The following is a 26,668-nucleotide window of genomic DNA, read 5'->3' on the forward strand; positions in this document are numbered from 1 at the left end:
CGTCGTGTCCGGAACGGCAGGTTTCAGGCTCGATATGCGATAAGCTACCATGTCCGCCTTCGCGAAGACCGAAGCGGACCGCAATTGCCAGGAAAGCCGTGGGACGCACCGACATCAAGTCAGTCCTCGTCATCCTGGCGATTTGATCTATGCCAGTTCGAACTGATTTGAGAAACATTGTCGGGGAGGGACTTGGTGCGAATTGGCTCGTTGATGAGCGCGGTCATTATGACAACATTGCTGACCGAACCATCGCTCGCTCGCGAAGCTTCTGAATTCGTCTTTTTCCGGCAATCCGTCGGCGATTGGCGGATCGAGGCCATCACAGAAGTGACCGGCGAAACGGAAAGACTTGTTAAAGATGTGAGGTGTCAGGCGAAAAATCCCGGTGTATCGATCACTTTGTTCCGCTCTGACCCGCCGATACTAAGTCTCAGCTACCATTACCAAAATGCGGAAGGCGAAGACTATGAAGTTCCTGAATCGGTATTGGATTGGGTAGAGATAGATGGCCGCCGTTTGACGGCAAGACATCAATTGATACCTTACCTTTAATATCGGTTCACCAATTTTACCTACTCAAAGCCACTAGAAGAGGGAGCAATCACGTTCAGCGGCGGACACCTTGAATTACGAGAGGTCGACGGGCCTTGGCTATATAGTAGTTCCTATATATTGCCTTTAATGAATTCCAAACGCATCAACATGAGTTATCATGGTCCAGACGCAAGGGAGGTCCGGCTTTCGACGATTGGTCTACGACGCGCCCTTCGGATCTGCTCTGAACAATTGAGCTCTAGCGCGGCGTTAACACTTCCGCCGGATTGGCGAAGATAAGGAGTCGGACGCAGCCGGCGCCCCTCGGTCTTCGTCATCCCGGCCTTGAGCCGGGATCCCGCTGATCTCTGATCGATGCCGCGAAAGCGGGACCCCGGATCCGGTCCGGGGTGACGGCTGTTTTGCGAGGAAGCGGATCACGCCGACTGCATGATCGCCAACTCATGCCCGTTGGGATCGAGGATTGGAAGCGCCGACCGCCGGGGAACGCGAAGACCGGCTTGCTGATCGTCCCACCCGCCGCGATCACTCCCGCGCGCCGAACAGCGCCGATCCCACGCGCACATGCGTCGCGCCGAGCATGACGGCGGTTTCGAAATCGCCGCTCATGCCCATCGAGAGCTGCGCGAGGCCATGGTCCGCGGCCATCTTTGCCAGCAGCGCGAAGTAGGGCGCGGGCTCCAGGTCCAGGGGCGGCACGCACATCAGGCCGGTCACCGGAACTTCGGCCTCGCGCGCTTCGGCGAGCAGTGCGGGGACGTCGGCAATCGCGCAGCCGCCCTTTTGCTCCTCCGCGCCGATGTTGACTTGCACGAAGCACGGCACTTGCCGTCCGGCCTTGTCCATCGCCTTGGCCAGCGCGCTCACCAGCGAGGACCGGTCGAGCGAATGGATGCAGTCGAACAGCGCCACCGCGTCGTCGGCCTTGTTCGATTGCAACTGGCCCACGAGGTGCAGCGTGATATCGGGATGCGCCTCGCGCAGCGCGGGCCACTTGGCTTGCGCTTCCTGCACGCGATTCTCGCCGAACAGGCGCTGACCTTGTGCGATCAGCGGCGCGATCGCCTCGGCTGGGTGGGTCTTGGAAATCGCGATCAGTTCGATCGCCTCGGGATCGCGCTTGGCGATCCGCGCGGTCTTCGCGATCCGGTCGCGGACGTCTTCGAGCGGGGTGCGGGGCTCATCCATGGCGCGGTGCTATAGCGATCCGCCACCGGATCGCCAGCCGTCAGGACATCGGGTCTCCCGACGCCTTCGCTCGCCAGCGAGAGGCGTCAGGTCCACCGCGGTACGCTCAGGCCGGCTTCAGTTTGCGTCGACGAAGGAACACGAGGCTCGCGAGCGCCAGCCCCATCAATCCGAACACGCCAGGCTCGGGGACCGGGGTGCCCCCGCCCGAACTGCTGCTGCCGCCGCTGCTGGAGGTGTTGGTGGGCGGCGGCGAGTACGAGCCCGAGTACGTCCCGACATGCATCTCGCCGCGTTGCTGGAGGCTGCCGAATACGCCGGACCCCTGGATGTAGTTGGCCGTCGTCGCATTGGCGCGCGGCGCCAGGACCGATCCGCCCCAGGCGGTGGTCAGGTTGAGGTTCTTGGCATCGGGGAAGTTCCAGATCACGCTTTCGCCGAGGTTCTGGGTGCCACCCAGAAAGTTGTCGTTGAGCGTAATCGCCTCGCCCGAAACGTTGACGATGGCCGTATCCGCGCCATTGAGGTTGAACTGGATCTCGCCGATCGCGTTCAGGTCTTGCGCGCTGATGTTGAAGACCGCGGTGCCGTTCGCATCGGGCTGCGCGTTGAACGTGCCGCGATTGCCGCTGATGACCAGCGCGCTGTTCGCCGGTTGTGTGGACAGATCGTACGACAGGTTCGTCATGCTCGATTCGATCAGGCTCGCATCCTGCTTGAGGTTCATCACGAACGCCGGATCGCTCGCGGCGAGACCGGAATTGACCGTGTTGCTGTTCACGTTGGTATTCGCGATCGACCCGCCGACCAGCACGGTCTGCGGACTGCCGTTCAGGTTGAACCCGCTCTGCACATCGCCGCCGATCACGGCGCCCGATCCATTGTTGAGATTCTTGTGACTGCCCGTCACGTTGCCGACAACCGTCAGACCCGGCTGATCGTTGGCAGACGGCTTCACCGGGTTGATGTTGTAGTTCGACGAATTGCCCGTCAGATCGCCGCCGACGAAGGTGCGCCCTTCCACTTCGGAGTTCGAATCGAGATCGCCCAGCACGATCAGGTTCCATTCGCGCAAGGCATCGGTACCGACGGGCGTTTTGGCGAGTGCTACGATCGGCTGAACCGAGAACAAGAGCGCGGCGGCCCCCAGAACGAAGCGGGACTTTCTGGTCATGATCGTAAACTCTCCTGGCGTGGAGCCGCGCCCATACGATCCTAGGTTAGGATGCCAAGCGCGAAGCCGGGATTGTGCCAAATTGGCATTGCCTAATCGACTTTAACGCTATTTTACGATTCTTCGCGATGACTGTGGCCGGCTGCAGAATTCCTCGCAGCAACAAATATTTACACAGTCGCCTCTCTCCGATCCGGCTGCCAGGGGCTCAAGGCGGAGCCAGTGGCCCGGTGGCGGCGCGGTGCTATATTCACTCGGTGCCCCCTCGCCTGCCCCCCGTTCCCGACCTGCTGCTGGTCAGCGACAAGCGCAATGATGCCGCGCTGGAAAGCGCGCTGGCGCGGCTGCCTTGCGGCTCCGGGCTGGTGTTCCGCCACTATCATCTCGCGCCGGCCGAACGGCGACGCCGCTTCCGCGCCTTGCGACGATCCGGCATCGTCGGGATCTGGAGCGGTACGGCGGCCGAGGCGCAACGTGCGGGGGCGCAAGGCGCCTATGGCGATCCGCTGCGGCTGGCGCGCGGGCCTCGGCTGATGCGTTTCGCGACCGCGCATGATTTGCGCGAAATCGGCCGCGCCAACCGCCACCGGGCCGACGCCATCCTGCTCTCGCCGGTCTTCGCGACGCGCTCGCATCCCGGCGGCGAAACGCTCGGACCCGTGCGGTTTCGGTTGCTGGCGGCGCGCTCCCGCGTGCCGGTGATCGCGCTGGGCGGCATGGACCACGCCCGCGCGCGCCGCTTGCGCTGGAGAAAATGGGCGGCAATTCAAGCGTTTGCGAAGTGACGCACAGCTAAATTTGGCGCGTAATTCTTGACGGCGACTCCGGGATTTGCGCATGATCCCAAGGCTCAAAGGGGGAACGACACCATGGCGACACGACCCATGACCGGCGGACGGCGCGTCGCCAAGCCCGATTGGCGCGCGGTCGTGCGTCGCGCCACGCGTCGCGCCGCCGAACTGAGCGGCGCGATCGCGATCTTCGCGGGCATGCTGTTCCTCGCTTTTTCGATCATCAGCTATCACCAGACCGACCCTTCGGCTTCCACCGCAGCGGGCGGCGAAGTGCAGAACTGGATGGGCCTGAGCGGCGCCTGGATCGCCGAGCGCGCGCTGTTCCTGTTCGGCCCGGTCTGCGTGCTGTTCGTGCCGCTGCTCTATGTCTTCGCCCGCAAGCTGTGGCGCTTGGTCGAGGAAGAGGACGGCGCGGTCGAGCCGACCGACCAGAAGTGGTGGCGGCCCGTCGGCCTGCTGCTGTTCGCGATGATCCTGCTCGCCACGGTCATGGCGATGGTGTTCGACGAACCCGGCGGCTCGCTGCCCGCCTCGATGGGCGGCGTCACCGGCCTGCTCGGCGCGCGCGGGATCGAGGCGCTGGTCGCGCTGCTGCCCTTCGCCGCGCGCGACTGGACGCTGCTGGGCGTGCAGATCGCTTGCGCGGTGTTCGGGCTGGCACTGGTCGGGCGGGTGTTCGCGTTCGACTGGGGCATTCTGCTCTCGCTGCCCGGCCGTCTGGGTGAGCGGGTGCCGGCGCTGCCCTCGCCGGCCAACCTGCCCTTCGCGGGCGGTCGCGACACTTCCGAGCCCTCCGAGCGCCGCGCCGAGCCTGCGCCTGCCGGCGCCGCCAACCCCGTCGCGCCGCGCTCCGATCCCCGCCGCAGCCCCGAGATCGTCGATCCCAGCCGCCCGGCCAAGCCCGCGCAGCTCGGCACCGCCAGCCGCCAGAAGGACTTGTTCGACCAGTACACCCTTCCCTCGCTCGATCTCCTCGCCGAGCCGGCTCCGAACAGCGGCAAGAAGATCGACAAGCTCAGCCTCGAACGCAACGCCCGCCTGCTCGAAACCGTGCTCGACGACTTCAACGTCAAGGGCGAGATCACCGCGGTGCGCACCGGCCCCGTCGTCACCATGTACGAGCTGGAACCCGCCCCCGGCATCAAGGCCAGCCGCGTGATCGGCCTCGCCGACGATATCGCCCGCAACATGAGCGCGATTTCCGCGCGCGTCTCCTCGATTCCGGGGCGCACCGTGATGGGCATCGAACTGCCCAACGCGGACCGCCAGATGGTGAACTTCCGCGAGATGGTGGGCTCGGAGAACTTCGCGCACCACAAGGGCATGATCCCGATCATCCTCGGCAAGGACATCGCCGGCGAGCCCGTCGTCGCCGATCTGGCCGCCATGCCGCACTTGCTGGTCGCGGGCACCACCGGCTCGGGCAAGTCGGTGGGCCTCAACTGCATCCTTCTGTCCCTGCTCTACCGCATGACGCCCGCCGAGTGCCGCCTGATCCTGATCGATCCCAAGGTGCTCGAACTCAAGAGCTACGACGAGATCCCGCATCTCCTCAGCCCCGTCGTCACCGAGCCGCCCAAGGCGGTGCGCTCGCTGAAGTGGGCGGTCGAAGAGATGGAACGCCGCTACCGGATGATGAGCGAGATCTCGGTGCGCAACCTCGCCAGCTTCAACGAAAAGGTCCGCAGCCACGCCGCCAAGGGCAAGCCGCTCGGCCGCCGCATCCAGATCGGCTTCGACCCCGAAACGGGCGAGGAGATGTTCGAGGAAAACCAGCTCGACTACGAAGTGCTCCCGCAGATCGTGCTGATCGTCGACGAACTCGCGGACCTCATGGTCACCGTCGGCAAGGAAATCGAAGTCCTCATCCAGCGCCTCTCGCAAAAGAGCCGCGCGGCGGGCATCCACCTGATCATGGCGACCCAGCGCCCCTCGGTCGACGTCATCACCGGCGTCATCAAGGCCAACCTGCCGACCCGCATCAGCTTCGCCGTCACCAGCCGTATCGACAGCCGCACGATCCTGGGCGAGCAAGGCGCCGAGCAGCTGCTGGGCAAGGGCGACATGCTGTACAAGCCCAACACCGACCCGATCAAACGCGTCCACGGCCCCTTCGTCTCGGACGAGGAAGTCGAAGCCGTCGCCGAGTTCTGGCGCGGACAAGGCAAGCCCGACTACGTCGATGCCGTCACCGAGGAACCCGAGGACGGCGGCTTCGGCTTCGAGGACATCGACGCGGCTTCCGACAACCCCGAGGAACGCAAGTACCGGCAAGTCTGCCAGCTGGTGTTCGAGAACCAGAAAGTCTCGGTCTCCTGGCTGCAACGCCAGATGGGCGTGGGCTACAACACCGCCGCCAAATGGGTCGAGCGCATGGAAGGCGACGGCTTCGTCGGCCCCGCCAACCACGTCGGCCGGCGGGATATCTACCGGGACGAAAACGGGAATCCGCTCTAAATTGGGCCCTGATCGTGGCGCTCGTCGGATAAAGCTTGATATTGCAGCGTAATTCGTGTCGCCTTCGCAAAGGCGCTGCCAATAGAGGCTCGGCGTTTTTAGTTCGGGGACATTCGGGTCGATGCGCATTTGGGCTTGCGTACCGCTTTTTTCATTTCTGGTTACTGCGGCACCGGCGTTTGCCGGGGAACAGGTACTCTATGGACCACCACCCGCCTGGGTGAAGCCCGTGGAGGCGAGCCGGATCGACCGCTCGGCCAAGACGCCGCTGGTGCTTTACGACATCCAGCAGCGCATCGCGGATGGCACGATCACCTCGTTCGTCGACACCGCGGTCAAGCTCGACAGCCCGATGGCGCTGACCGGCGCGGGGACGAGCAATGCGCAATGGCTGCCCGATAAGGGCGATCTCACCGTCTACAAAGTCGAGATCCTGCGCGGCGACCAGACGATCGACGTTCTCGCCGGCGGGGACCGCTATACCGTCCTGCGGCGCGAAGCGGATCTCGAAAGCCGGGTGCTGAACGGCACTCTGACGGCAACGCTGGCGGTCCCCGGGCTGCAGCTGGGCGACATCCTGCGCATTGCCTACACCGTATCGCTCAAGGACCCGACGCTGAACGGTGAGACGGAAGGCAGCATACCCTTGATCGCCAAGCCGCTGGAAGCGGGCCTGGCGCATCAAAAGGTCTCCTGGCCGCAAGATACCACGGTGCATTGGAAGGCCGGACCCGGCGCGATCAAGGTGACGGAGGGGCAGGCGAACGGCGATCGCTTCATCGCGGTCGACTTGCCGTTGCCCAAGCCCAAGGACCCCCCGGAGATGGCGCCTTCGCGCTTTACGCGCCCTCCGATGCTGCAAGTGGGCACGTTCGAGGACTGGCAGCAAGTCTCTCGCACCTTCGCCCCGCTGTACGACACCGCCGGTGGCGGAGCCGCGCTCGATGCGCAAGTGGCCGCGATCGTGAAGAAAACCGCCGATCCGGTCGAGCGCGCGGCGCTGGCAACGCGCTTCGTACAGGATCACGTCAGCTATCTTGCGAATGGCATGTCGTCCGGCAACTATACCCCTCAGGCGCCGGCCGACACGCTCAAGGCGCGCTACGGGGACTGCAAGGCGAAGACGCTGCTGCTGCTGGCGATGCTCGAGAAGATGGGGATCGAGGCAGAACCCGCGCTCGTCAATTCGCAGTTCGGCGATGCGGTGCCCGACATGCTGCCCATTCCCGGCGCCTTCGATCACGTGATCGTCAAGGCGCGGATCGCCGAGCGCGATTACTGGCTGGACGGCACGTCCGCCGGCACGCGCCTGTCGAACATCGCCGATACGCCGACATTCGGTTATGTCCTGCCGCTGCGCTCCAAAGGGGCCGGCCTCGAACGGATCGAACAGCGCATTCCCGAGCAGCCGGGCGCGGAGATCACGATCGTCCTCGACGAGACGGCGGGCATCGACCTTCCACCGCTCCTCACTCTGACCGGGCGTATTTCCGGCCCCCAAGGAACCCTTCTGCATTCCATCGCCGAGCAGGCGAGCGAAGAGCAGAAGCGGGAGCTGATTCAAACGTTCGCCACGACCCTGTACGAGAATCTGCTCTTCACCAGAACGGCAATCGCCTACGATGACGAGACTGCCACCGCAACGCTCACCGCATCCGGCATTATATCGCCTGCGTGGCAAAACAATTCCGGGACCATACAACAGAAGCTGGACTTCTTCCCGAGCGCGAGAACTTACTTCGAATTCGACCGATCGCGACCCGAATGGCGCGACATTCCGGTTGTCTTGGGCGAAACGAAGTACAACGTCATCTTGGCGGAAGTCCTCCTGCCCGAGGGCGAGGACGGGTATCTGCTGCGTGGGCGCCCGAATCTCGACGAGACTGTCGCCCTGAACCACGTTCAGCGCTCGCTCTCCTTGTCCGGCAATCACGTGCGAGGTCGCGAAGTTGCTACCAGTCTCGCTAACGAGCTTCCCCCGGCCGAGATACCCGCCGCCCGCGCCGCGGCAGGACGGATTGCCAACTCGGTCGCCATCCTGCAGGCCCCGACGAACGCCGCCCGCGCCTGGCAGTACGGACGGCCCGAACTCGCTAAGCGCCTTGTCGCGCACGAGAAGGCCTATGCCGAGGCGATCGCGCGCTATACGAGCGAGACCAATGCCTGGAGTAGCCGCGCCCACTTCCGCGAAGGCACGACCAACTTCAAAGGCGCGCTGGCCGATTGGGACAAAGTCGTCGAACTCGAACCGAACGCCGAGAACTTCACGCATCGCGCTCAAGCCAAAGCCGCGCTGGGAGACTTCGAGGGCGCGGCAAAGGACTTGCGCGAGGCCCACGAAATGGCCGCCTCGGCGGAGACGGCGATCGCTCTGGCCCAAATCCTCGGCAAGATCGGCGGCACGGCAGAAGCGGTGAGCCTGCTCGATACTTTCGACGATCTGGGCGAAAACCACCAGTCTTTCGTCGCCGCCAAGGCAGACACCCTGGCGCTTGCCGGACGCAAGGACGAAGGCCTGGCCCTGATCGACACGCTGGTTGCCGAAAACCCGGCGGACGGGAACGTTCTCAATATCTCGTGCTGGTATCGCGCGCGTTTCGACGTCGGCGCCGCGACCATGCTCGAGACGTGCGACCGGGCGGTGGAGACGACCGACAACCCCTTCGCTGCGATCGACAGCCGCGCCTTGGCCAAGCTGAAGGCAGGCCGGCTGGAAGAAGCGCGCAAGGACGCGCAGACCGGCCTCTCGCTCAATTCCAGATCTTACCATACCGCACTGGTGCTGGCGTTCGTCGAGCGCGAGCTGGGCGAAGAATCCGGACGCAAGCAACTCCAATACTTCGCCCGAACCTTCCCGGGGTTGGTGCGCGATTATGAAACGTATGGCCTGAAGATCTGACGCTGCGATCACGGCGCCGGGGCTGTCCTACACGGCGGTCGCGTGCCAGAATGCGTGCTGCATCGTTTGCCTGCTCTTTGATTCTGTCGATCTGCGTGGCGAAGGCGCGTTTTGCGCGGGTGAAGTGTCACCTTCGCAAAACGGGTGGATAGTGCGACATATCAACGGCTTGCGCGCGTTACTTGTGGTACAGCCTGTGTCACCTTTGTCACCTTCGCGTCGGCATGGAAACGCGCTTGGCCGCTGGGCGCGCAGCGCCTAGATTGCCGGGCGTGACCGCGCCCTTGCCCCGCCCCCCGCTCCCCGCCCGCCGCTGATGGAAGAGCACGCCCAGGCCTTCCTGCTACGCGACGGCTTCTTCCTGTTCGGCGCGGCGCTCGGCTTCGTGCTGATCTTCCGCCGCTTCGGGCTCGGCGCGACTTTGGGCTATCTCGCCGCCGGCGCGCTGATGGGGCCGCATGCGTTGGGGCTGGTCGGCGATGCCGAGGGCAAGGCGGGCTTTGCCGAGCTGGGCATCACGCTGCTGCTGTTCATCGTCGGCCTCGAACTGGCGCCGCGCCGGTTGTGGCGGATGCGGCACGAGATCTTCGGGCTGGGCCTGCTGCAAGTGACCACTTGCGGGCTCGCGGTCAGCGCGGTGATCTGGGCGACGACCGGCTTCACGCTCACCGCCTCGCTGGCGCTGGGGCTGCCGCTCGGCCTTTCGTCCACCGCGCAGGTGCTGCCGATGCTGCAGAGCGCGGGGCGGCTACACACGCCGTTCGGCGAGCGCGCCTTCTCGATCCTGCTGTTCCAGGACCTCTCGATCATCCCGCTGGTCACCATCATCGCCGCGATGAGCCGCAACCCCGCCGCCGCCGAAGGCCCGCCGGGCTGGATGCTGGTGATCTACACCGTCGCCGCGATCGCCGGGCTGATCGCGGCGGGGCGCTTCGTCATTCGCCCGCTGTTCCGCCTGATCGGCAATCTTGGCGAGCGCGAGATGTTCATCTTCGCCGCGCTGTTCACGGTGATCGCGTCCGCCGCGCTGATGCAGGCGCTGGGCCTGTCGAGCGCGCTGGGGGCCTTCATCGCCGGGGTCATGCTGGCGGACACGCCTTACCGGCATGAGCTGGAAGCCGATGTCGAGCCGTTCCGCTCGATCCTGCTGGGCCTGTTCTTCATCTCGGTCGGCATGATGCTCGATCTGTCCGCGATCGCCGAGCGGCCGCTGTTTGTGCTCGCCATGGCCGCGGCGCTGATCGTCACCAAGTCCGTGGTGATCTTCATCCTCGCCCGGCTGTTCCGCGCCAACTGGCGCGAAGCGCTCGCGCTGGGCCTGCTGCTCAGCCAGGGCGGCGAGTTCGGCTTCGTGCTGTTCGCACAAGCCACCAACGCCTTTCTGATCGATCCCGAAGTCGCCAGCCTGTTCGGCGCGATCGTCACGCTTTCGATGGTGACCACGCCGTTCCTGATGATGGCGACGCGGCGTATCCGCCAGGCCCCCGCAGGCCAGGAAACGCGCGCCGAACCGCAGGACGACGGCGCGGGCGCGCTGATCGTGGGCTATGGCCGCTTCGGGCAGACGGTGGCGCAGATGCTGATCGCCTCAGGCATCGAAGTGACGCTGATCGACACCGACGTGGAGATGATCGACGTGGCCGAAAACTTCGGCGCCAAAGTCTATTTCGGCGACGGCACAAGGCTCGACATGTTGCGGCAGGCGGGTGCGGGCGAGGCCGAGGTGATCGCCTTCTGCCTTGATGGCGACCAGGTTTCGGAAGAATTCCTCGCGGCCGTGCACAAGGCCTTCCCTAGAGCGCAGATCTATGTGCGCGCTTTCGATCGCCGCTCGGTGCTTCGCCTGAAAGGCGCGCCGGTGAACGGGGTGGTGCGCGAAGTGCTGGAATCGGCCGTCGTGCTGGCGCGCACCGCCCTTGATGGGCTGGGGCTTGCGATCGAGGATATCGACAAGGCCGAAAGCGATTACCGCTCGCGCGATCGCGAACGGTTGAAATTACAACACGAAGCGGGCGACCTCCACGAGGGGCGCGATCGCATCTTCACGCAGCCCGAAGGCAGTGCCTGACAGGAGAGATCAGCGCCTGATAGCCGCGATCAGCGCCGGATCGGATAGCCCGCGAAACGCTTGATCCGCCGCAGCGAAAAGCTCGACCGCATCGAGGACACGCCCGGCAGGCGCGCCAGGCAATCGCGATGGACCGCATCGTAGTGGTCGAGATCGCGCGCCGCGACGCGCAGGATGTAATCCGCCGCCCCCGACATCAGGTGGCATTCGAGGATGTCCTCGTAATCGCCCACGGCGCGTTCGAACCGGTCCATCGCCTCGCGGCTCTGGCTGGTGAGCGTGATCTCGACGAAGACTTCGACCGCCAGACCCAGCGCGCGCGGCTCCAGCCTTGCGGCATAGCCCGAGATCAGACCTTGCTCTTCGAGGGCGCGGACCCGGCGATGACAGGCCGAAGCGGACATGCCCGCGAGTTCGGCGAGCTGGGCGATCGAACGCGACGAATCGTTCTGCAAGGCTTCCAATAGGACGATATCGGCACGCTGCATGGGAATTTCTTCCGGTTTGATTGGGTAAACTCGAAAAATTCTGCCGCAAAGCTTTGCCAAGCGCCACCACTTTGGCGAAACATTGCGCCGCAACGGGCGTATTGTATCGGGCATTGGCCCTCGAACCCGGAGATCATCATGCGTGTCGGTACCGTTCGCGAGATCAAGAACCACGAATACCGGGTGGGTCTGACCCCCGAGAGCGCTTGCGAACTGGTCGCGCATGGCCACGAAGTCTGGGTCGAGACCGGCGCCGGGCTCGGCATCGGCGCCAGCGATGCCGAATACGAAGCGCAAGGCGCGAAGATCGTTCCCGACGCTTCGACCATCTTCGCCGAGTGCGAGATGGTGGTGAAGGTCAAGGAACCGCAGGCGGTCGAACGCGCGATGCTGCGTGAAGGCCAAGTGCTCTACACCTACCTCCACCTCGCGCCCGATCCCGAGCAGACCGCCGACCTGGTGAAGTCCGGCGTCACCGCGATCGCCTACGAAACGGTGACCGGCCCCGGCGGATCGCTGCCGCTGCTGAAGCCGATGAGCCAGGTCGCGGGCCGCATGTCGATCCAGGCAGGCGCGACCGCGCTGGAGAAGGCGCACGGCGGGCGCGGCGTGCTGCTCGGCGGCGTCCCCGGCGTGATGCCGGCCAAGGTCGCGGTGATCGGCGGCGGCGTGGTCGGCTTCAACGCAGCGCAGATGGCAGTGGGCCTCGGTGCCGATGTGACCATCCTCGACCGCAATCCCGAAGTGCTCGAAAAGCTCGGCATCCACTTCGAAAGCCGCGCCAAGACGCGCTTTTCGAGCAAGGCCAACCTCGCCGAGAGCGTCGCCGAGGCCGACCTCGTGATCGGCGCAGTCCTGATCCCAGGCGCCGCCGCGCCCAAGCTGGTGACGCGCGCGATGCTCAAGACGATGAAGGCCGGCGCAGTGCTGGTCGATGTCGCGATCGACCAAGGCGGCTGCTTCGAGACCAGCCACGCCACGACTCACGCCGAACCGACGTTCGTGGTCGACGACGTCGTGCATTATTGCGTCGCCAACATGCCCGGCGCGGTTTCGCGCACCAGCACTTATGCGCTCAACAACGTGACGCTGCCCCACGCACTGGCCATCGCCGACAAGGGCTGGAAGGCCGCGCTGCGCGACGACGCACACCTCGCCGAGGGCCTGAACGTGCATGCGGGCAAGGTCTCGTACGAAGCCGTGGCACGCGAACTGGGGTACGAACACACGCCGCTCGCGACGCTGCTGGCCTAACTTTCGCCCTCCGCCGGCGAAGTCAGGAACGGCGCGGCGACGTCTGGAGCAATTCGCGAGAGCCGCCCCGTCGCCTGCTCGATCATCGCCCAGGTCGAGCGGGCACTGACCAGCACTTTGCCCTCGTCATCGCGAAAATCGATGCGGCGATGGAAGCGCACGCCGCGCGGACCTTCGGGCACCCAGGTCTCGCCGGTCACGCGCTCGCCTTCGCGGATGTTGCCGCGATAATCGATCTCGTGTCGCGTCAGCAGCCAGACGTAGCGCGCCTGATGCTCGGGAGATGCCACCGCTTCCCAGTGCGCGACGGCGAGCACCTCCATCCACTGCACCCAGACGGCGTTGTTGACGTGGCCCATCCGGTCGATGTGCTCGGGACCAGCAACGAAGCTCAGTGCGAAGCGGCTCAGAGCGGCACTCCCAGCTGCCAGAGGATGAAGGCGAACTCCTCGGCGGTTTCTTTCAGGCTTTCGAACCGGCCCGACTTGCCGCCATGGCCCGCGCCCATGTTGATCTTGAGGATCAGTTCGTTGTCGTCGGTCTTTACCTCGCGCAGTTTGGCGACCCACTTGGCGGGCTCCCAGTAGGTGACGCGCGGATCGTTGAGACCGGCGGTCACCATCAGCGGCGGGTAGGCCTGCGGCTTGACGTTGTCGTAGGGGCTGTAGCTGCGGATCAGCGCGAAGGCGGCGGCATCCTCGATCGGGTTGCCCCATTCGGGCCATTCGCCGGGCGTCAGCGGTAGTGTCGCGTCGAGCATCGTTGCCAGCACATCGACGAAAGGCACTTGGGCCACGACCGCGCCGAACAGTTCGGGATCGGAATTGATGACGGCGCCCATCAGCTCGCCGCCCGCCGAGCCGCCCGAAATGCTGATCTTGCCCGCCTCGGTCGTGCCGCGCGCGATCAGAGCGCGGGCGACGTCGACGAAATCGTTGAAGGTGTTGGTCCGCTTGTCGAGCTTGCCCGCCTTGTACCAGGCCCGCCCGAGATCGTCGCCGCCACGAATATGAGCGATGGCATAAGCGAAACCGCGATCGACCAGGCTGAACCGCGTGGTCGAAAAGCCCGGATCGATCGAGATACCGTAGGCGCCGTAGCCGTAGAGATGCAGCGGACCACCCGCTGGCCGGTCCTTCCGCATCACCACGCTGACGGGAATCGCGGTGCCGTCGCGCGCGGAAATCTCCAACCGCTCGGTGGTGTACAGCGAGGCATCGTAGCCCGAGGGGATTTCCTGCACCTTGAGCGTCTCGAGCGAGCGCGCCGCGACATCGTAATCGTAGACCGTCGAGGGGCTGACCATCGACTGGTACGATACGCGCAGCACATCCATCGCCCATTCCGGATTGTCGCCAAGGCCGGCGGTGTAGCTGGCTTCCGGAAATTCGATGGGTTCGATCCGATCGGGATCGTCGTAATAGCGCACTTCGATGCGATCGAGGCCCCGCAGTCGCCCTTCGACCACGTAGAAGTCACGGAACAGATCGAAGCCCGTCAGATAGAACTCGTCCGAGCCCTCGATCAACGTCGTCCATTCGCCCGGTCGCTCAAGCGGGGCGGTGGCAATGCGGAAATTCTCATGGGTGTCGTTGGTGTGGATGTAGACCAAGGGATCGCGGCCTTCGCCATCCCACACGTCGACATCGTACTCGACGCCCTTCTCGCGCGCGCGGACCAGCACGGGCTGCGCCAAGGGATCGGCGGCGGGGACCAGACGGACTTCGCTCGTCTCGTGATCGCTGGTCCCGATCACCAGCCAGGTCTCGTTCGAGGTCAGGCCCGAACCGACGCGGAAGCCTTCGTCATCCTCGTGGTAGAGCTCGACGTCGTCCGAAAGCGGCTTGCCCAGCCAGTGCAGCCGGGCGTTGTCGGTGCGCCACTGCTCGTTGGCGAGCGAGTAGACGAGGCCGGTGTCGTCGGCGACCCAGACCAGCGCCGACAGCGTCCCGGGAATTTCGTCGGGCAATAGCTCGCCCGTCTCCAGATCCTTGATCCTAGCGGTGTAGCGCTCCGAGCCGTTGTCATCGAAAGCATAGGCGAGCAGCTTGCCCGACTTGCTGACCGAGATCGCGCCGAGGCTGAAGTACTCCTTGCCGTCCGCCAGCGCGACTTCGTCGAGCATCAGTTCGTCGGCGCTGCCGTCGTCGGGCGCGCCGACCGGGCGTCGCCACCATTTCTTGTACTCGGCGCCTTCTTCGTATTCGATCCAGTAGAGCCAATCGCCGTCCTTTTGCGGCACCGACTTGTCGGCCTCCTTGATGCGTGCGCGCATTTCCTTGAACAGCGCCTCGATCGTGTCCTGCTGCGGCGCCATGCGCGCTTCGAACCAGGTGTTCTCCGCCTCGAGGTGCTTGAGCACTTCGGCGTCGGTGACTTCGGGATAGCCGGGATCGCGCAGCCAGGCGTAATCGTCGGCGAGAGTCTGGCCGTGGTGGGTCGCGGTGAAGGGCTTGCGCGCCGCACGGGGCGGAGCAGCGAGGGCGGGTGTCTGGGTGGAACTTGCCATGCGCAGCATCTATGTTGGCGCAACGAAGCCCGCAAGCCGTCCGACAGGACGAGCTGCCGCTCCCAAAGGACCGATGCCATGCTGATGAACACTCACGAAGCCCGCCTCGATGCGCTGCGCAAGGAATTGACGCGCCGGAACCTCGACGGGTTCGTCATTCCGATCTCCGACGAGCACATGAGCGAATACGTCGGTGCTTATGCGCAGCGCCTCGCCTGGCTGACCGGCTTCGGCGGATCGGCGGGAAGCGCGGTGGTGCTCACCGATGCGACGCTCGAACCCTCAGCGGCGATGTTCGTCGACGGGCGCTACACACTCCAGGTGCGCGAGCAGGTCGATGGGCGGCTCTATGCCTACGAGAGCGTGCCCCACACCACGATCCCCGCCTGGCTCGGCGGCCATGCCCCGAAAGGCGCGCGGATCGGCTACGACGCCTGGCTGCATGGCAAGGGCTGGGTCGAAGCGGCGGCCAAGGCGATGAAGGAACGTGGTGGCGAACTGGTCGCGGTGGAGAGCAACCCGATCGATGCGATCTGGGAAGACCGTCCCGCCGCGTCCGCAGCGCCCGCGATCGTCCATGCCGACGAATTCGCCGGCCAGTCGAGCCAGGCCAAGCGCGAGGCCGTGTCCGAATGGCTGGGCGAGCGCGGGCTCGATGCCGCCGCGATCACCGCGCTCGATTCGATCGCCTGGCTGCTCAACATTCGCGGTGCCGACGTCGATCACACGCCGGTGGCGCTGTCCTACGTGCTCGCCCATGCCGACGGCACGGCGGACCTGTTCATCGCCGAGGAAAAGGTCACGCCAGACCTGCGTCAGCATCTCGGCAACGCGGTCCGCATCCAGCCACGTGGGGCCTTCCAGCCTGCGTTGGAAGCGATGCGGGGCAAGCGCGTCGCGGTCGATCCCGAACGCGCGGTGAGCGCGATCTTCGCAGCGCTCAATGGCGCCGGCGTGACCATCGTCGAGGCGCGCGATCCGACGGTGCTCGCCAAGGCGATAAAGAACCCGGTCGAACAGCAGGGGCACCGCGATGCGCAGGCCCGCGACGGCGCGGCGGTCGCGCGGTTCCTGCGTTGGGTGACGACCGAAGCGCCCAAGGGCGGAATTGACGAGCTCGGCGCCGCCGATCGCTTGCAACAGATGCGCCAGGAGGGCGGAGACTTGCGCGATCTGTCGTTCGACACGATTTCCGCGACGGGCCCTAATGGCGCCAGCCCGCACTACAAGGTCACCGAGGAAACCAATCGCGCGATCGAGCCGAACAGCGTCTACCTGGTCGATTCGGGCGGCCAATACCCGGCGGGCACCACCGACATCACCCGCACCGTCTGGATCGGCCCCGGCGAACCGCCCGCCGAGGTGCGCGACCGCTTCACCCGCGTGCTCAAGGGCCACATCGCCATTGCCACAGCCGTGTTCCCGCGCGGCACCAACGGCAGCCAACTCGACACGCTGGCGCGGCAATTTCTATGGGCGGCGGGGCTCGATTACGCGCACGGAACCGGGCACGGCGTCGGCAGCTTCCTCTCAGTGCATGAGGGGCCGCAGCGCATCGCGAAGTCGCAGGGCGGGCAGCCCGGGACCGATCAGGAGCTGCTCCCCGGCATGATCCTCTCGGACGAGCCGGGCTATTACAAGACCGGCGAATACGGCATTCGCATCGAGAACCTCGTGCTGGTCGAGGAACGCGATATCGCCGGCGCTGAGGGCGACTATTTCGGCTTCGAGACGCTGACTTTCGTGCCGATCGACCGCAGCCTCGTCGACGTTTCGCTGCTCTCGCCCGGCGAAATCGCCTGGTGGAACGAATACCACGCGCGCACGCTAGACGTGATCGGCCCGAACCTGTCGGGCGAAGAGCTCGCCTGGGTCGAGGAACAGTGCCGCCCGATCTGATCGCTCGGACGCGCGCGGCTCGTCACAAGGAGGACATACCAGCATGACTCGCAGCGCGCGCGACATCCGGCAGTTCCCCGTCCATCTCGGGCTTGGCGCCACAACCGTGGCCCAGCCCGAGTTCACCGGCGGCGCATGGTACGAGGCGTATGCCGAGCGTCATGGCGCCGATGGGGCCGAAGGGCGGCTGGTGGCGATGCACACGTTCACGTCGGATTGGACGACCTGGGAAATCCACCCCGAAGGCGAAGAGCTGGTGCTGTGCATCGCGGGCCAAATCACCATCCTTCAGGAGCTGGCGGAAGGGCAGGTCCACTCCGAGACGATCGGCGCGGGCGAATATCTCGTGAATCCGGCCGGCGTCTGGCATACCGCCGACGTCGCCGAGCGCGCGACCGTGCTGTTCGTCACACCGGGGCTCGGCACCGAGAACCGCGAGCGCTGAGCGCGGGCCCGCAGGTGTCGCGCCCATGAACGGCATCTTCAAGCTGGGACAATTCGCGACAATTTCGCCGCGAACCGGCATAAGTGCGCGACAATCGACACCTAAAACGGGTTCCAGAAACTCGCGGGTCACTTTCCCCTCCCCCACCCCGCGACTTTCCCCTCACATTTCCCGTCAGGGGCCAGATTGGAGAGAAACGACATGAAGAAATGGACAATCGGTATTGCCGCCGTCGCCCTTGCCGCGACCGGCACCGCTTTCGCCGCGCAGGAAACCATGCGCAAAGGACCCGACGCCAACGGCGACGGCGTGATCACCAGTGCTGAATCGCAAGCCAAGGCCGACGCCATGTTCGCGCGGATGGACGCCAACAACGATGGCAAGATCGATCAAGCGGACCGCGAAGCCCGTCAGGCGGATCGCAAGGCAAAGATGTTCGCCGCGATGGACGCGGACGGCAACGGCGCGATCTCGCGCGACGAATTCATGTCGCACGAACGCCCGCATCGCCGCATGGGCAAGAATGACGGTGACAATCGCGATGCTCGCTGGGGCGGCAAGCGCGGCCACCGCGGCGGCATGATGGCGATGGCGAAGATGGCCGACACCAACAACGACGGCGCCATTTCCAAGGCGGAGTTCGAGGCGGCGCATGCCAAGCACTTCGCGATGATGGACGGCAACGGCGACGGTCGCGTCACCAAGGAAGAGCGCCAGGCAGCCCGTGAGCAGATGAAGGCGCAGTGGAAGCAGAACCGCGCCGATCGCTCGGGCAGCTGAGTGACGCTAACGGCGATCCTGCCATGAACGATACGGCATTGCCCGCGATCCTGCTGGTCGATGACGAAGCCTCGCTTCGCGAACCCCTGGCCGAGTACCTCTCGCGTCAGGGGTTCGACGTGACTCAGGCCGCCAGCGCCGCGGACGCACGCAGCCGGTTGCGCGACGCCCGCCCCGATCTCGTCCTGCTCGACATCATGATGCCGGGCGAAGACGGGATGTCGCTCTGCCGCCATCTGGTCGAAAGCCGCGAGATCCCGGTCATCTTCCTGACCGCGCGAGGCGAAGCGACCGACCGGATCATCGGCCTCGAAATCGGCGCGGACGACTACGTGGTCAAACCCTTCGAGCCCCGCGAACTCGTCGCGCGCGTGCGCAGCGTCCTGCGCCGCGCCGGACGGGCCGGCCCGGCCGCGACGGAAAACGAGATCTTCGCCTTCGAAGGCTGGCAACTCGATCCGCTCAAGCGCCGGCTAACCGACCCGGAGGGCGCCGTGGTCGCGATTTCCTCGGCCGAATTTCGCTTGCTCATGGCGTTCGTCGAACACCCTCGCCAAGTGCTCGACCGCGATCGCCTGCTCGACATGGTGCAAGGCCGCGAGGCGCACTTGTTCGATCGCGCGGTCGATAACCAGGTCAGCCGCCTGCGCCGCAAGATCGAGGCGGACAGCCGCAACCCGCAGCTGATCCAGACCGTATGGGGCGGAGGCTACATGCTGGCCGCCGACGTGCGCCGGGTGCTCGCTGACGCGTGATGCGCCTGCTGCGGCCCCACAGCCTCATGGGACAGATGCTGCTCGCGGTTGCGGGGGCCTTGCTGCTGGTGCAGTCCGTGGGCGCGCTGCTGGTCTATCGAGCCCAGAGCGGGCGCTTCGAAGGCGAACTGGTGAGCATCGCCGCCTTCAAGATCATGGCCGATACGCGCAACCCGGCACGCTTCGATCGACGTGCCGGTTCGCGCCGAGCGCTCCAGCGTGGCCGCAGGGGCCTGCCGGTCATCCACACGCCGCGCTCCCCGATCGCAGGCACCGAGGAGCGCGACCCCGATCTGGAAGGGAAGATCGCGCTGCTGCTGCGCGAGCAGGGGCTCGCGGTGGCGGAGATCCAGGTCGCGCACCGAACCGTGCAAGAGGATGCTCCCGCGCTCGAGCATGTCAGACGCCGTGCGGCCCGCTACGTCCGGCTCGGGCGAAAGCCGATGTCCCACGAGAACGACCATGTTCTGTTGGCAGCCGTGCGGCTCGATCCCGGCGGCGAATGGCTCACCGCACGGGTTCGCACGCCGCCCCGGATCGAGATGCTGGTTTGGCCGCTGCTGTTGCAGACGGCGATCATCTACGTGGTCCTCATCGGCGCGATCGCGCTGATCCTGCGCCGCATCACCAGGCCGCTCGCAGCCCTCACCCAGCGAGTCGAAGCCTTTTCGGCGACGCAGGATCCCAAGGGCCAGATCGTCCCGGCCGGCCCCGAAGACATGCGCCGCCTGATCGAGGCGCACAACGCGATGGAAGGGCGCATTTCGGCCCTGCTTAACGAGAAAAACGTCATGCTCGGCGCGATCGGGCACGATCTCAAGACGCCGCTCGCCGCATTGCGGGTCCGCATCGAATCCGTCGAGGACGACAACGAACGCGACCGCATGGCAGGCACGATCGAGGACATCGTCCGCACGCTCGACGATATTCTCTCGCTCGCCCGCGTCGGGCGCCCGAGCGATCCGCTCGAACGTTCGGAGCTGTCGGCCCTCGTCGCCTCGATCGTCGAGGATTACGAAGACATGGGACAGCCCGTAGTGCTTGGCGATACCCAGCGAATCGTCCTGGAACTGCGGCCGACCTGGTTGCGGCGCGCGTTGCGCAATCTCATCGGCAATGCGGTGCGTTATGGCGGCGAAGCCCGCGTCAGTCTGGAGCGCGTCGGAAACCGGGCCGTGATCCGTGTCGCCGACAATGGTCCCGGCATCCCCGAAGACCGCATCGCGACCATGCTCGAGCCGTTTGCCCGGGGCGATCCCTCGCGCAATTCCGCCACCGGCGGCGCCGGTCTCGGCCTTGCCCTGGCGCGTGCGATCGCGGAACAGCACGGCGGCGCGCTCGTGCTGGAAAACACGCGCGACGAGGCTTCGAACGTGACCGGTCTCGTCGCCCGGCTCGAATTGCCGCTCAGTTAAGCGCCCTGCAAGCTGCGGCGAGGCCCGCCGCAGGCTAACGCATCAGTCCGCCGATGACATTGCGGGCGAAGCGCCCAATCCCGGGAATGCCGATCGCCTTTTCGAGCGTATTGCCCAAAGTGCCCGCCGCCGCGCCCGCCGCGGTCGCTTTCGGATTGGCGCGGCTCGTCTTGCCTTGCAGTTTGCCCGCCAGGATCGAACCGGCGCTGGCGGCGGCAGCGCCGGCGGCGGCCTTCGCCATCTTGCCGCCGAGCCCGTCCCACAAGCTGGTATGCTTGCGCTCACGCTTGGCGACTTCCTCGCGGCCCTTTTCCTCGACTTCGGCGGCGGTCGCGGCTGCATCGGCGGCTTTGGCAGCGAGCACTTCCTCGGCGCTCTCACGGTCGACGCGAGTGTCGTACTTGCCTTCGAACGGGCTGATCGACTGGATGATCGCGCGCTCCTTCGCGGTCACCGGCCCGAGCCGCGAGCGTGGCGGCGCCACCAGCGTGCGCTGCACCACCGACGGCGCGCCGTCGCCATCGAGCGTCGAGACCAGCGCCTCGCCGACTTTCAGCTCGGTGATCGCGGTCTCGACATCGAGCTCCGGATTGATCCGGAAGGTCTCGGCCGCCGCCTTGATCGCCTTCTTGTCGCGCGGGGTGAAGGCGCGCAGCGCATGCTGCACCCGGTTGCCGAGTTGCCCGGCGACATCCTCGGGCACATCGATCGGATTCTGCGTCACGAAGAACACCCCCACGCCTTTGGAGCGTATCAGGCGGACGACTTGCTCGATCTTGTCCTGCAACGCCTTGGGCGCATCGTCGAACAGCAAGTGCGCCTCGTCGAAGAAGAACACGAGCTTCGGCTTTTCGGGATCGCCGACTTCGGGCAGGCTCTCGAACAGCTCGGCGAGCAGCCAGAGCAGGAAGGTCGCGTAGAGCTTGGGGCTGCGCATCAGCTTGTCGGCGGCGAGCACATTGATGATGCCGCGCCCCTGATCGTCGCAGGTGATGAAATCGTCGATTTCCAGCGCCGGCTCGCCGAAGAACATCGCGCCGCCCTGGCTGTCGAGCGAAAGCAGCTGGCGCTGGATCGCGCCGACGCTCGCCTTCGACACGTTGCCGTATTTCGTCGTGAGTTCGCTTGCGTTTTCGGCCGTGTAGACAAGCATTGCCTGCAGGTCTTCGAGGTCGAGCAGCAGCAGGCCCTGCTCGTCGGCGAAGCGGAAGACGATGTTGAGCACGCCTTCCTGCGTGTCGTTGAGATCGAGCAGGCGGGCGAGCAGCAGCGGGCCCATTTCGGAAACGGTGGTGCGGATCGGGTGGCCCTGTTCGCCGAACAGATCCCAGAACACGGCGGGATTATCGGAATACGCGTAATCCGAAAGGCCGATCTCCTTCGCGCGTGCTTCCAGCTTGTCGGCATTCTTGAATTGCGGACTGCCCGCCATGGAAATGCCGGACAGATCGCCCTTCACGTCGGCAAGAAACACGGGCACGCCCCCAGCGGAAAACTGCTCGGCGATCGTCTGCAGCGTCACCGTCTTGCCGGTTCCGGTCGCGCCCGCGATCAGCCCGTGGCGATTGGCACGATCCAGCCGCAGTACCTGGCGCTCGCCGTTGCGCCCGAGGCCCAGGTAGATTTCGCCCATTTGCCGCTCCCAGTCGTAACCATAATCGCTGTAAAGCGCGCTTCCGATGGACGCGAGAGGCTTTTTGCCAGTCGCGCCGCCTCACGCTAGGGCGATGCGCCACCGAAAACCCGCAGGATCATGCCCACACCTTTCGTACTCCTCGACGATGCCCGCACTGACGGCGCCGCCCCGGCGCGGCTCTATCGTGAGCCGGTGGACGTCGTGGTGGCGCGTACGGGCGACGAGGTGCTGCCGGCGCTGGAGCGGTTGCGTGCCCTCTCGCGCGACGGATACGAGATTGCAGGATACTTGTCCTACGAAGCGGGTCTGGCGCTGGAACCGCGCTTGCAGAGCCTCGTGTCCGCGCATCGCGATCCCGCTTCGCCCCTGCTGTGGTTCGGCGCTTTCGCCGGCTGCGAGAGCATTGCCCCGGGCGAGGTCGACGGATGGCTCGCCGGCCAAGCCGGGAACGCCGAACCCGCGATCGGGCCGCTCGACCCGACGATCGCCCCCGGAGACTACATCGCCCGGTTCGGCGCGCTGCAGGACGCGATCCAGGCCGGCGACATCTATCAGGCCAATCTCACGTTCCCGCTCGCCGGATCGTGGCGTGGCGACCCCATCGCGCTTTATGCCGCACTGCGCGCGTCCGGAGCGGCGGGCTATGGCGCGCTGATTCATGATGGGGCGCAATGGTTGCTCAGTTTTTCGCCCGAATTGTTCTTCGCGCTGCGCGGCCGCGACGCCCGCGTCAAACCAATGAAGGGCACGCGCCCGCGTGCAACCGATCCGGCGACCGACACGGCCCTGCGCGAGGAACTCGCGACATCCATCAAGGACCGTGCCGAAAACCTGATGATCGTCGACCTGATGCGCAACGATCTCGCGCGGGTCGCGGTCCCGGGCAGCGTCAAGGTCGAGCGTCCCTTCACGGTCGAGAGCTACCCGACCGTGCACCAGATGGTCTCGACCGTGCACGCGACGCTGCGCGACGAGCTCGACGCGATCGACATGCTGCGCGCGCTGTTTCCCTGCGGATCGATCACCGGCGCGCCCAAGATCCGGGCGATGGAACTGATCGCGGCGACCGAACCCGATCCGCGCGGCCCCTACTGCGGTGCGATCGGCGGGATCGATGCCTCTGGCGATGCCGCGTTCAATGTGGCAATCCGCACGCTGCGTCTTTCCGGAGCCGAACGCGGCGACGGCAAGGCGGTTCTAGGGGTCGGATCCGCGATCGTCGCGGATTCGGAAGGTCTCGCCGAATGGCGCGAGTGCCTGGTCAAAGGGGGTTTCGTGCGACCAACGGGGCAAGGTTCGCCCGCGCAGTTCGATCTGATCGAAACCATGCGTTTTACGCCGGAAGAGGGCATCGTGCTGCTCGACCGGCATCTCGAGCGGATCGGCGCCAGCGCGGCGACGCTGGGATTCACGTTCGACCGCCACGCGGTGCGCAATGCGGTGCAGGCGCTGTGCTTCGATGCCGACGTGCCCTCGCGGCTGCGTCTGGTGCTGGGCCGCAGCGGCGCCTTCAGTCTTGAACTGGGCGAAATGCCTTTGGCGCTGCCCGAGGTGCTCAAGGTTGCGGTGTTCCGCCTGCCGGTCGATGAAAGCGATTGGCGGCTGCGGCACAAGTCCAGCGATCGCGGCTTCTACGAGGCCGGGCTTGAGGCCGCCAAGGACGCGGGCGCGGACGAAGCGATCTTCGTGCGCGACGACGGGCTCGTTACCGAAGGCACCTTCACCAACGTGTTTCTTGCGCGCGACGACAAGCTGCTGACGCCGCCCTGCTCGCTGGGTCTGCTGCCCGGCGTGCTGCGCGGCTCGCTGCTGGCTTCCGGCGAGGCGGCCGAAGCCTCGCTTGCGCTCGACGAACTGGCGGGCGGGTTCCAGCTCGGCAATGCCTTGCGCGGGCTGATGCGCGCGGAGTTGCTCGCATGAAAGTCACGTCCCCCGCGCTCTCCCGCATTGCGCCGTCGCAGACCACCGCGATGACCGACCGCGCGACCGCGCTGCGCGAAGCCGGAGTCGACGTGATTTCGCTCTCGGTGGGTGAGCCCGATTTCGCCACGCCGGCGCATGTGCTCGAGGCGGCCAAGGCCGCGCTCGACGCGGGCCAGACGAAGTACACGCCGGTCGGTGGCACCGCGCGGATGAAGCAGGCCGCCGCGCAGCATTTCGCACGCGATCTTGGTATCGAAGCGCCGGTCAGCCAAGTCACGGTGAGCGCCGGCGGCAAGCAGGCGATCTTTCACGCGATCGCCGCGACCGTGGGCGAAGGCGATGAAGTGATCGTCCCCTCGCCCTGGTGGGTCAGCTATCCCGAGATCGTCCACTACGCGGGCGGAAGCGTGGTTCCGCTGCAGACCGTGGCGAAGCATGGCTTTCGCTTCACCGCCGGCGATCTGGAAGCGCAGATCGGTCCGCGCACGCGCTGGCTGATGCTCAACAGCCCGGGAAACCCGACGGGCGCGGTCTACGACGAAGCCATGCTGCGCAGCATTGCCGATGTGCTGCGACGCCATCCGGGCGTGCTGGTGATGAGCGACGATATCTATTCGCCGCTGATCTACACGGACGCGCCGCACGTGACGCTGGCAGCGCTGTGCCCGGACTTGGCCGATCGCATTCTCACTATCTCCGGCGTGTCCAAGAGCCATGCGATGACGGGCTTCCGCATCGGCGTCGCCACGGGGCCCGAATGGCTGATCCGTGCGATGGAAACTCTGCAGTCGCATTCCTCGGGCAACCCCTGCTCGATCAGCCAGGCCGCCGCGATTGCTGCACTGGAAGGACCGCAGCAATTTCTTGCCGAATGGCGCGATCGCTTCCGCGCGCGCCGCGACATGGTGGTGGACGCGATCAATGCCATTCCCGGCCTCGCAACCCCGGTGCCCGATGGCGCGTTCTATTGCATGGTCGATGCAACGCCGCTGATGGACCGCTTCGGCGACGATGCGGCGCTGGCTTTGCACTTGCTCGACCAGGGCGTCGCGATCGTACCGGCCTCCGCTTTCGGAGGGCGCGACGGATTCCGCATCAGTTTCGCCGCCGACGAAGCCCGGCTGCGTGAGGCCTGTTCCCGTATCGCGAAGGCCCTGACATGACGATGATCCCGATCCTCTTCGAAGACGGCGAAGCGCTCGTCATCGACAAGCCCGCCGGACTGCCGCTCGATCGGCCGCGCGCCGGCGGCGAAAGCCTCGAGAACCATCTCGACGATTTGCGGCTCGGCTTCCAGCGCCGACCCGCCCCCGTCCACCGGCTCGATCGCGACACTTCGGGCTGCCTGCTGCTGGCGCGCAATCCCAAGGCGCTGAAGCGGTTCGCCAAGGCTTTTGAAGAGCGGCTGGTGCAAAAACGCTATCTCGGCCTGATTGCAGGCGAACTGGCCGAGACCGAAGGCACGATCGAACTGGCGCTGTCCAAGATCAGCTCCGCCAGCGAGGGCTGGCGCATGATCCCGGCGCGCAAGGGCAAGCCCGCGGTGACCCATTGGCGGACCCTCGCGTCGCATCAGGGGATGACGCTCGTCGAGTTCCGGCCCGAAACCGGGCGCACGCATCAGATCCGCGTGCACGCCGCTTCCGGGCTGGGAACCGCCTTGCTGGGCGATCCGGTGTATGGCGATGGATCGAGCGCGCGACGCACCATGCTGCACGCCGCCGGTCTCGAAGTTAGCCGCGAAGGCAAGGATTCGATTGCGGCGACCAGCCCGCTTCCCGCCGATTTCGTCGCGCTCGGGTTCGAAGATGGATGACGCCGTCGAACGCGCGCTCTCGCTGGCGAGCGAGAGCTTCATCGCGGGCTCGGGGCCCGGCGGACAGAACGTCAACAAGGTCGCGACCGCGGTCCAGTTGCGCGTCGATATTTTCGCGCTGCGGCTGCCGCCGCCGGTCTATCAGCGCCTGAAGCTGCTGGCCGGCACCCGAATGACCAGTCGCGGGGAACTGGTGATCGCGGCGCGCCGATTTCGCACGCAGGAGGCCAATCGCGCCGATGCGCGCGAAAAGCTGGCGGAGCTGATCACCGAAGCCCATCGCTTTCCGGAAAAACGGGCCAAGTCGCGCCTTAACCGGGTGGGCAAGACCAAGCGGCTCAAGGGCAAGAAACTGCGCGGCGCCGTCAAGGCCGGTCGCGGCAGGATCAGCCCGGACTAGCCGTCGCTTGCGGCGTTTGCGACGCGTCGGGCGTGGACGGACCGTTCGCGGGCGGTTGCAGAATGTCCTCGGGCGGTCGCCGCTTGTCGAGCATCGCGGCAGCTTCATCGAGAGCGCGCGCTTCGCCCACCGTCACGCCGCCGGGCCCGGGCGCATTGTCCGCCTTGCCGCATCCCGCCAGCAGCAGGACCATGATCGCGCAGGTCATCC

The 26,668-nt window shown here is 65.7% G+C and carries 22 protein-coding genes; 15 read left to right on the forward strand and 7 right to left on the reverse strand.

All coding sequences use genetic code 11. The annotated features are described in order from the left end of the window. The first annotated feature begins 213 nt into the window (after positions 1-213). Positions 214-555 carry a hypothetical protein gene (locus GQO94_RS08480; RefSeq protein ID WP_156840718.1) on the forward strand — a complete coding sequence of 114 codons (342 nt, stop codon included), beginning with the start codon at positions 214-216 and terminating at the stop codon, positions 553-555. Positions 556-1,083: 528 nt separating this feature from the next. Here GQO94_RS08480 and GQO94_RS08485 read toward each other — a convergent pair. Beyond that, positions 1,084-1,746 (reverse strand): YggS family pyridoxal phosphate-dependent enzyme, encoded by a 663-nt coding sequence (locus GQO94_RS08485; RefSeq protein WP_156840719.1) that lies wholly within the window; start codon positions 1,744-1,746, stop codon positions 1,084-1,086. Between the two features lie 106 nt (positions 1,747-1,852). Further along, on the reverse strand, positions 1,853-2,920 hold the full coding sequence (locus GQO94_RS08490; RefSeq protein ID WP_156840720.1) for a choice-of-anchor A family protein: 1,068 nt from the start codon (positions 2,918-2,920) through the stop codon (positions 1,853-1,855). A gap of 230 nt (positions 2,921-3,150) precedes the next feature. On the opposite strand from GQO94_RS08490, the gene GQO94_RS08495 reads away from it, so the two are divergent. From GQO94_RS08495 to GQO94_RS08510, 4 genes are all read left to right on the forward strand, one after another. Then, positions 3,151-3,705 carry a thiamine phosphate synthase gene (locus GQO94_RS08495; protein WP_232332836.1) on the forward strand — a complete coding sequence of 185 codons (555 nt, stop codon included), beginning with the start codon at positions 3,151-3,153 and terminating at the stop codon, positions 3,703-3,705. An 84-nt stretch (positions 3,706-3,789) separates the two neighbouring features. After that, the gene (locus tag GQO94_RS08500) at positions 3,790-6,171 is read left to right on the forward strand and encodes a DNA translocase FtsK (protein WP_156840722.1); all 2,382 of its coding nucleotides are present in this window, start codon (positions 3,790-3,792) and stop codon (positions 6,169-6,171) included. A gap of 229 nt (positions 6,172-6,400) precedes the next feature. Then, positions 6,401-9,070 carry a DUF3857 domain-containing protein gene (locus GQO94_RS08505; RefSeq protein ID WP_198045888.1) on the forward strand — a complete coding sequence of 890 codons (2,670 nt, stop codon included), beginning with the start codon at positions 6,401-6,403 and terminating at the stop codon, positions 9,068-9,070. A 316-nt stretch (positions 9,071-9,386) separates the two neighbouring features. Beyond that, the gene (locus GQO94_RS08510) at positions 9,387-11,138 is read left to right on the forward strand and encodes a cation:proton antiporter domain-containing protein (RefSeq protein WP_156840724.1); all 1,752 of its coding nucleotides are present in this window, start codon (positions 9,387-9,389) and stop codon (positions 11,136-11,138) included. A gap of 29 nt (positions 11,139-11,167) precedes the next feature. Here the strand turns inward: GQO94_RS08510 and GQO94_RS08515 are convergent, their stop codons facing one another. After that, positions 11,168-11,626 carry an Lrp/AsnC family transcriptional regulator gene (locus tag GQO94_RS08515; protein WP_156840725.1) on the reverse strand — a complete coding sequence of 153 codons (459 nt, stop codon included), beginning with the start codon at positions 11,624-11,626 and terminating at the stop codon, positions 11,168-11,170. Positions 11,627-11,764: 138 nt separating this feature from the next. Between GQO94_RS08515 and ald the strand changes: the two genes are divergently transcribed. Continuing rightward, the gene (gene ald / locus GQO94_RS08520; protein ID WP_156840726.1) at positions 11,765-12,880 is read left to right on the forward strand and encodes an alanine dehydrogenase; all 1,116 of its coding nucleotides are present in this window, start codon (positions 11,765-11,767) and stop codon (positions 12,878-12,880) included. Here ald and GQO94_RS08525 read toward each other — a convergent pair. Both GQO94_RS08525 and GQO94_RS08530 read right to left on the reverse strand, forming a co-directional pair. Next, positions 12,877-13,290 carry an acyl-CoA thioesterase gene (locus GQO94_RS08525; RefSeq protein WP_332310839.1) on the reverse strand — a complete coding sequence of 138 codons (414 nt, stop codon included), beginning with the start codon at positions 13,288-13,290 and terminating at the stop codon, positions 12,877-12,879. The two genes, ald and GQO94_RS08525, sit on opposite strands and share 4 nt — an antisense overlap. Then, positions 13,287-15,398, reverse strand: coding sequence for a S9 family peptidase (locus GQO94_RS08530; protein ID WP_156840728.1), 2,112 nt, complete (start codon positions 15,396-15,398; stop codon positions 13,287-13,289). Before GQO94_RS08530 ends, GQO94_RS08525 begins: the two co-directional genes overlap by 4 nt. 69 nt (positions 15,399-15,467) lie before the next feature. Between GQO94_RS08530 and GQO94_RS08535 the strand changes: the two genes are divergently transcribed. The 5 genes from GQO94_RS08535 to GQO94_RS08555 all read left to right on the forward strand — a co-directional run bounded on the left by GQO94_RS08535 (position 15,468) and on the right by GQO94_RS08555 (position 20,683). Then, positions 15,468-17,288, forward strand: a complete 1,821-nt coding sequence (locus tag GQO94_RS08535) for an aminopeptidase P family protein (RefSeq protein WP_156840729.1) — start codon at positions 15,468-15,470, stop codon at positions 17,286-17,288. A 43-nt stretch (positions 17,289-17,331) separates the two neighbouring features. Continuing rightward, positions 17,332-17,733: a cupin domain-containing protein gene (locus GQO94_RS08540; RefSeq protein ID WP_156840730.1), complete on the forward strand. Its 402-nt coding sequence runs from the start codon at positions 17,332-17,334 to the stop codon at positions 17,731-17,733. Positions 17,734-17,934: 201 nt separating this feature from the next. After that, the gene (locus tag GQO94_RS08545) at positions 17,935-18,513 is read left to right on the forward strand and encodes an EF-hand domain-containing protein (protein WP_156840731.1); all 579 of its coding nucleotides are present in this window, start codon (positions 17,935-17,937) and stop codon (positions 18,511-18,513) included. A gap of 23 nt (positions 18,514-18,536) precedes the next feature. Next, positions 18,537-19,268 carry a response regulator gene (locus GQO94_RS08550; protein WP_156840732.1) on the forward strand — a complete coding sequence of 244 codons (732 nt, stop codon included), beginning with the start codon at positions 18,537-18,539 and terminating at the stop codon, positions 19,266-19,268. Next, positions 19,268-20,683, forward strand: coding sequence for an ATP-binding protein (locus tag GQO94_RS08555; protein ID WP_156840888.1), 1,416 nt, complete (start codon positions 19,268-19,270; stop codon positions 20,681-20,683). The genes GQO94_RS08550 and GQO94_RS08555 overlap by 1 nt, the downstream gene beginning before the upstream one ends. 34 nt (positions 20,684-20,717) lie before the next feature. On the opposite strand, the gene GQO94_RS08560 is transcribed toward GQO94_RS08555, so the two are convergent. Next, positions 20,718-22,316: a helicase HerA-like domain-containing protein gene (locus GQO94_RS08560; protein ID WP_156840733.1), complete on the reverse strand. Its 1,599-nt coding sequence runs from the start codon at positions 22,314-22,316 to the stop codon at positions 20,718-20,720. Between the two features lie 120 nt (positions 22,317-22,436). On the opposite strand from GQO94_RS08560, the gene pabB reads away from it, so the two are divergent. From pabB to arfB, 4 genes are read left to right on the forward strand one after another with little or no spacing between them, the layout of a single operon-like run. Beyond that, entirely contained in the window at positions 22,437-24,239 is a 1,803-nt protein-coding gene (pabB, locus tag GQO94_RS08565; RefSeq protein WP_156840734.1) for an aminodeoxychorismate synthase component I, read from the forward strand. After that, on the forward strand, positions 24,236-25,405 hold the full coding sequence (locus GQO94_RS08570) for a pyridoxal phosphate-dependent aminotransferase (RefSeq protein ID WP_156840735.1): 1,170 nt from the start codon (positions 24,236-24,238) through the stop codon (positions 25,403-25,405). Before pabB ends, GQO94_RS08570 begins: the two co-directional genes overlap by 4 nt. Beyond that, entirely contained in the window at positions 25,402-26,058 is a 657-nt protein-coding gene (locus tag GQO94_RS08575) for an RluA family pseudouridine synthase (protein ID WP_156840736.1), read from the forward strand. Before GQO94_RS08570 ends, GQO94_RS08575 begins: the two co-directional genes overlap by 4 nt. Then, positions 26,051-26,458 carry an alternative ribosome rescue aminoacyl-tRNA hydrolase ArfB gene (gene arfB, locus GQO94_RS08580; protein WP_156840737.1) on the forward strand — a complete coding sequence of 136 codons (408 nt, stop codon included), beginning with the start codon at positions 26,051-26,053 and terminating at the stop codon, positions 26,456-26,458. Before GQO94_RS08575 ends, arfB begins: the two co-directional genes overlap by 8 nt. On the opposite strand, the gene GQO94_RS08585 is transcribed toward arfB, so the two are convergent. Next, positions 26,445-26,666, reverse strand: coding sequence for a hypothetical protein (locus GQO94_RS08585; protein WP_198045907.1), 222 nt, complete (start codon positions 26,664-26,666; stop codon positions 26,445-26,447). The two genes, arfB and GQO94_RS08585, sit on opposite strands and share 14 nt — an antisense overlap. Positions 26,667-26,668: the final 2 nt, after the last annotated feature.

This window comes from Novosphingobium aquimarinum (assembly GCF_009746585.1).
Classification (GTDB): domain Bacteria; phylum Pseudomonadota; class Alphaproteobacteria; order Sphingomonadales; family Sphingomonadaceae; genus Novosphingobium; species Novosphingobium aquimarinum.

What these genes read in the sequence shown, in the direction of transcription:
- GQO94_RS08480 (WP_156840718.1), top strand. Translation starts at nt 214, where the DNA reads ATGAGCGCGGTCATTATGACAACATTGCTGACCGAACCATCGCTCGCT.
- GQO94_RS08485 (WP_156840719.1), bottom strand. Translation starts at nt 1,746, where the DNA reads ATGGATGAGCCCCGCACCCCGCTCGAAGACGTCCGCGACCGGATCGCG.
- GQO94_RS08490 (WP_156840720.1), bottom strand. Translation starts at nt 2,920, where the DNA reads ATGACCAGAAAGTCCCGCTTCGTTCTGGGGGCCGCCGCGCTCTTGTTC.
- GQO94_RS08500 (WP_156840722.1), top strand. Translation starts at nt 3,790, where the DNA reads ATGGCGACACGACCCATGACCGGCGGACGGCGCGTCGCCAAGCCCGAT.
- GQO94_RS08510 (WP_156840724.1), top strand. Translation starts at nt 9,387, where the DNA reads ATGGAAGAGCACGCCCAGGCCTTCCTGCTACGCGACGGCTTCTTCCTG.
- GQO94_RS08515 (WP_156840725.1), bottom strand. Translation starts at nt 11,626, where the DNA reads ATGCAGCGTGCCGATATCGTCCTATTGGAAGCCTTGCAGAACGATTCG.
- ald (WP_156840726.1), top strand. Translation starts at nt 11,765, where the DNA reads ATGCGTGTCGGTACCGTTCGCGAGATCAAGAACCACGAATACCGGGTG.
- GQO94_RS08530 (WP_156840728.1), bottom strand. Translation starts at nt 15,398, where the DNA reads ATGCTGCGCATGGCAAGTTCCACCCAGACACCCGCCCTCGCTGCTCCG.
- GQO94_RS08535 (WP_156840729.1), top strand. Translation starts at nt 15,468, where the DNA reads ATGCTGATGAACACTCACGAAGCCCGCCTCGATGCGCTGCGCAAGGAA.
- GQO94_RS08540 (WP_156840730.1), top strand. Translation starts at nt 17,332, where the DNA reads ATGACTCGCAGCGCGCGCGACATCCGGCAGTTCCCCGTCCATCTCGGG.
- GQO94_RS08545 (WP_156840731.1), top strand. Translation starts at nt 17,935, where the DNA reads ATGAAGAAATGGACAATCGGTATTGCCGCCGTCGCCCTTGCCGCGACC.
- GQO94_RS08550 (WP_156840732.1), top strand. Translation starts at nt 18,537, where the DNA reads ATGAACGATACGGCATTGCCCGCGATCCTGCTGGTCGATGACGAAGCC.
- GQO94_RS08555 (WP_156840888.1), top strand. Translation starts at nt 19,268, where the DNA reads ATGCGCCTGCTGCGGCCCCACAGCCTCATGGGACAGATGCTGCTCGCG.
- GQO94_RS08560 (WP_156840733.1), bottom strand. Translation starts at nt 22,316, where the DNA reads ATGGGCGAAATCTACCTGGGCCTCGGGCGCAACGGCGAGCGCCAGGTA.
- pabB (WP_156840734.1), top strand. Translation starts at nt 22,437, where the DNA reads ATGCCCACACCTTTCGTACTCCTCGACGATGCCCGCACTGACGGCGCC.
- GQO94_RS08570 (WP_156840735.1), top strand. Translation starts at nt 24,236, where the DNA reads ATGAAAGTCACGTCCCCCGCGCTCTCCCGCATTGCGCCGTCGCAGACC.
- GQO94_RS08575 (WP_156840736.1), top strand. Translation starts at nt 25,402, where the DNA reads ATGACGATGATCCCGATCCTCTTCGAAGACGGCGAAGCGCTCGTCATC.
- arfB (WP_156840737.1), top strand. Translation starts at nt 26,051, where the DNA reads ATGGATGACGCCGTCGAACGCGCGCTCTCGCTGGCGAGCGAGAGCTTC.
- GQO94_RS08585 (WP_198045907.1), bottom strand. Translation starts at nt 26,666, where the DNA reads ATGACCTGCGCGATCATGGTCCTGCTGCTGGCGGGATGCGGCAAGGCG.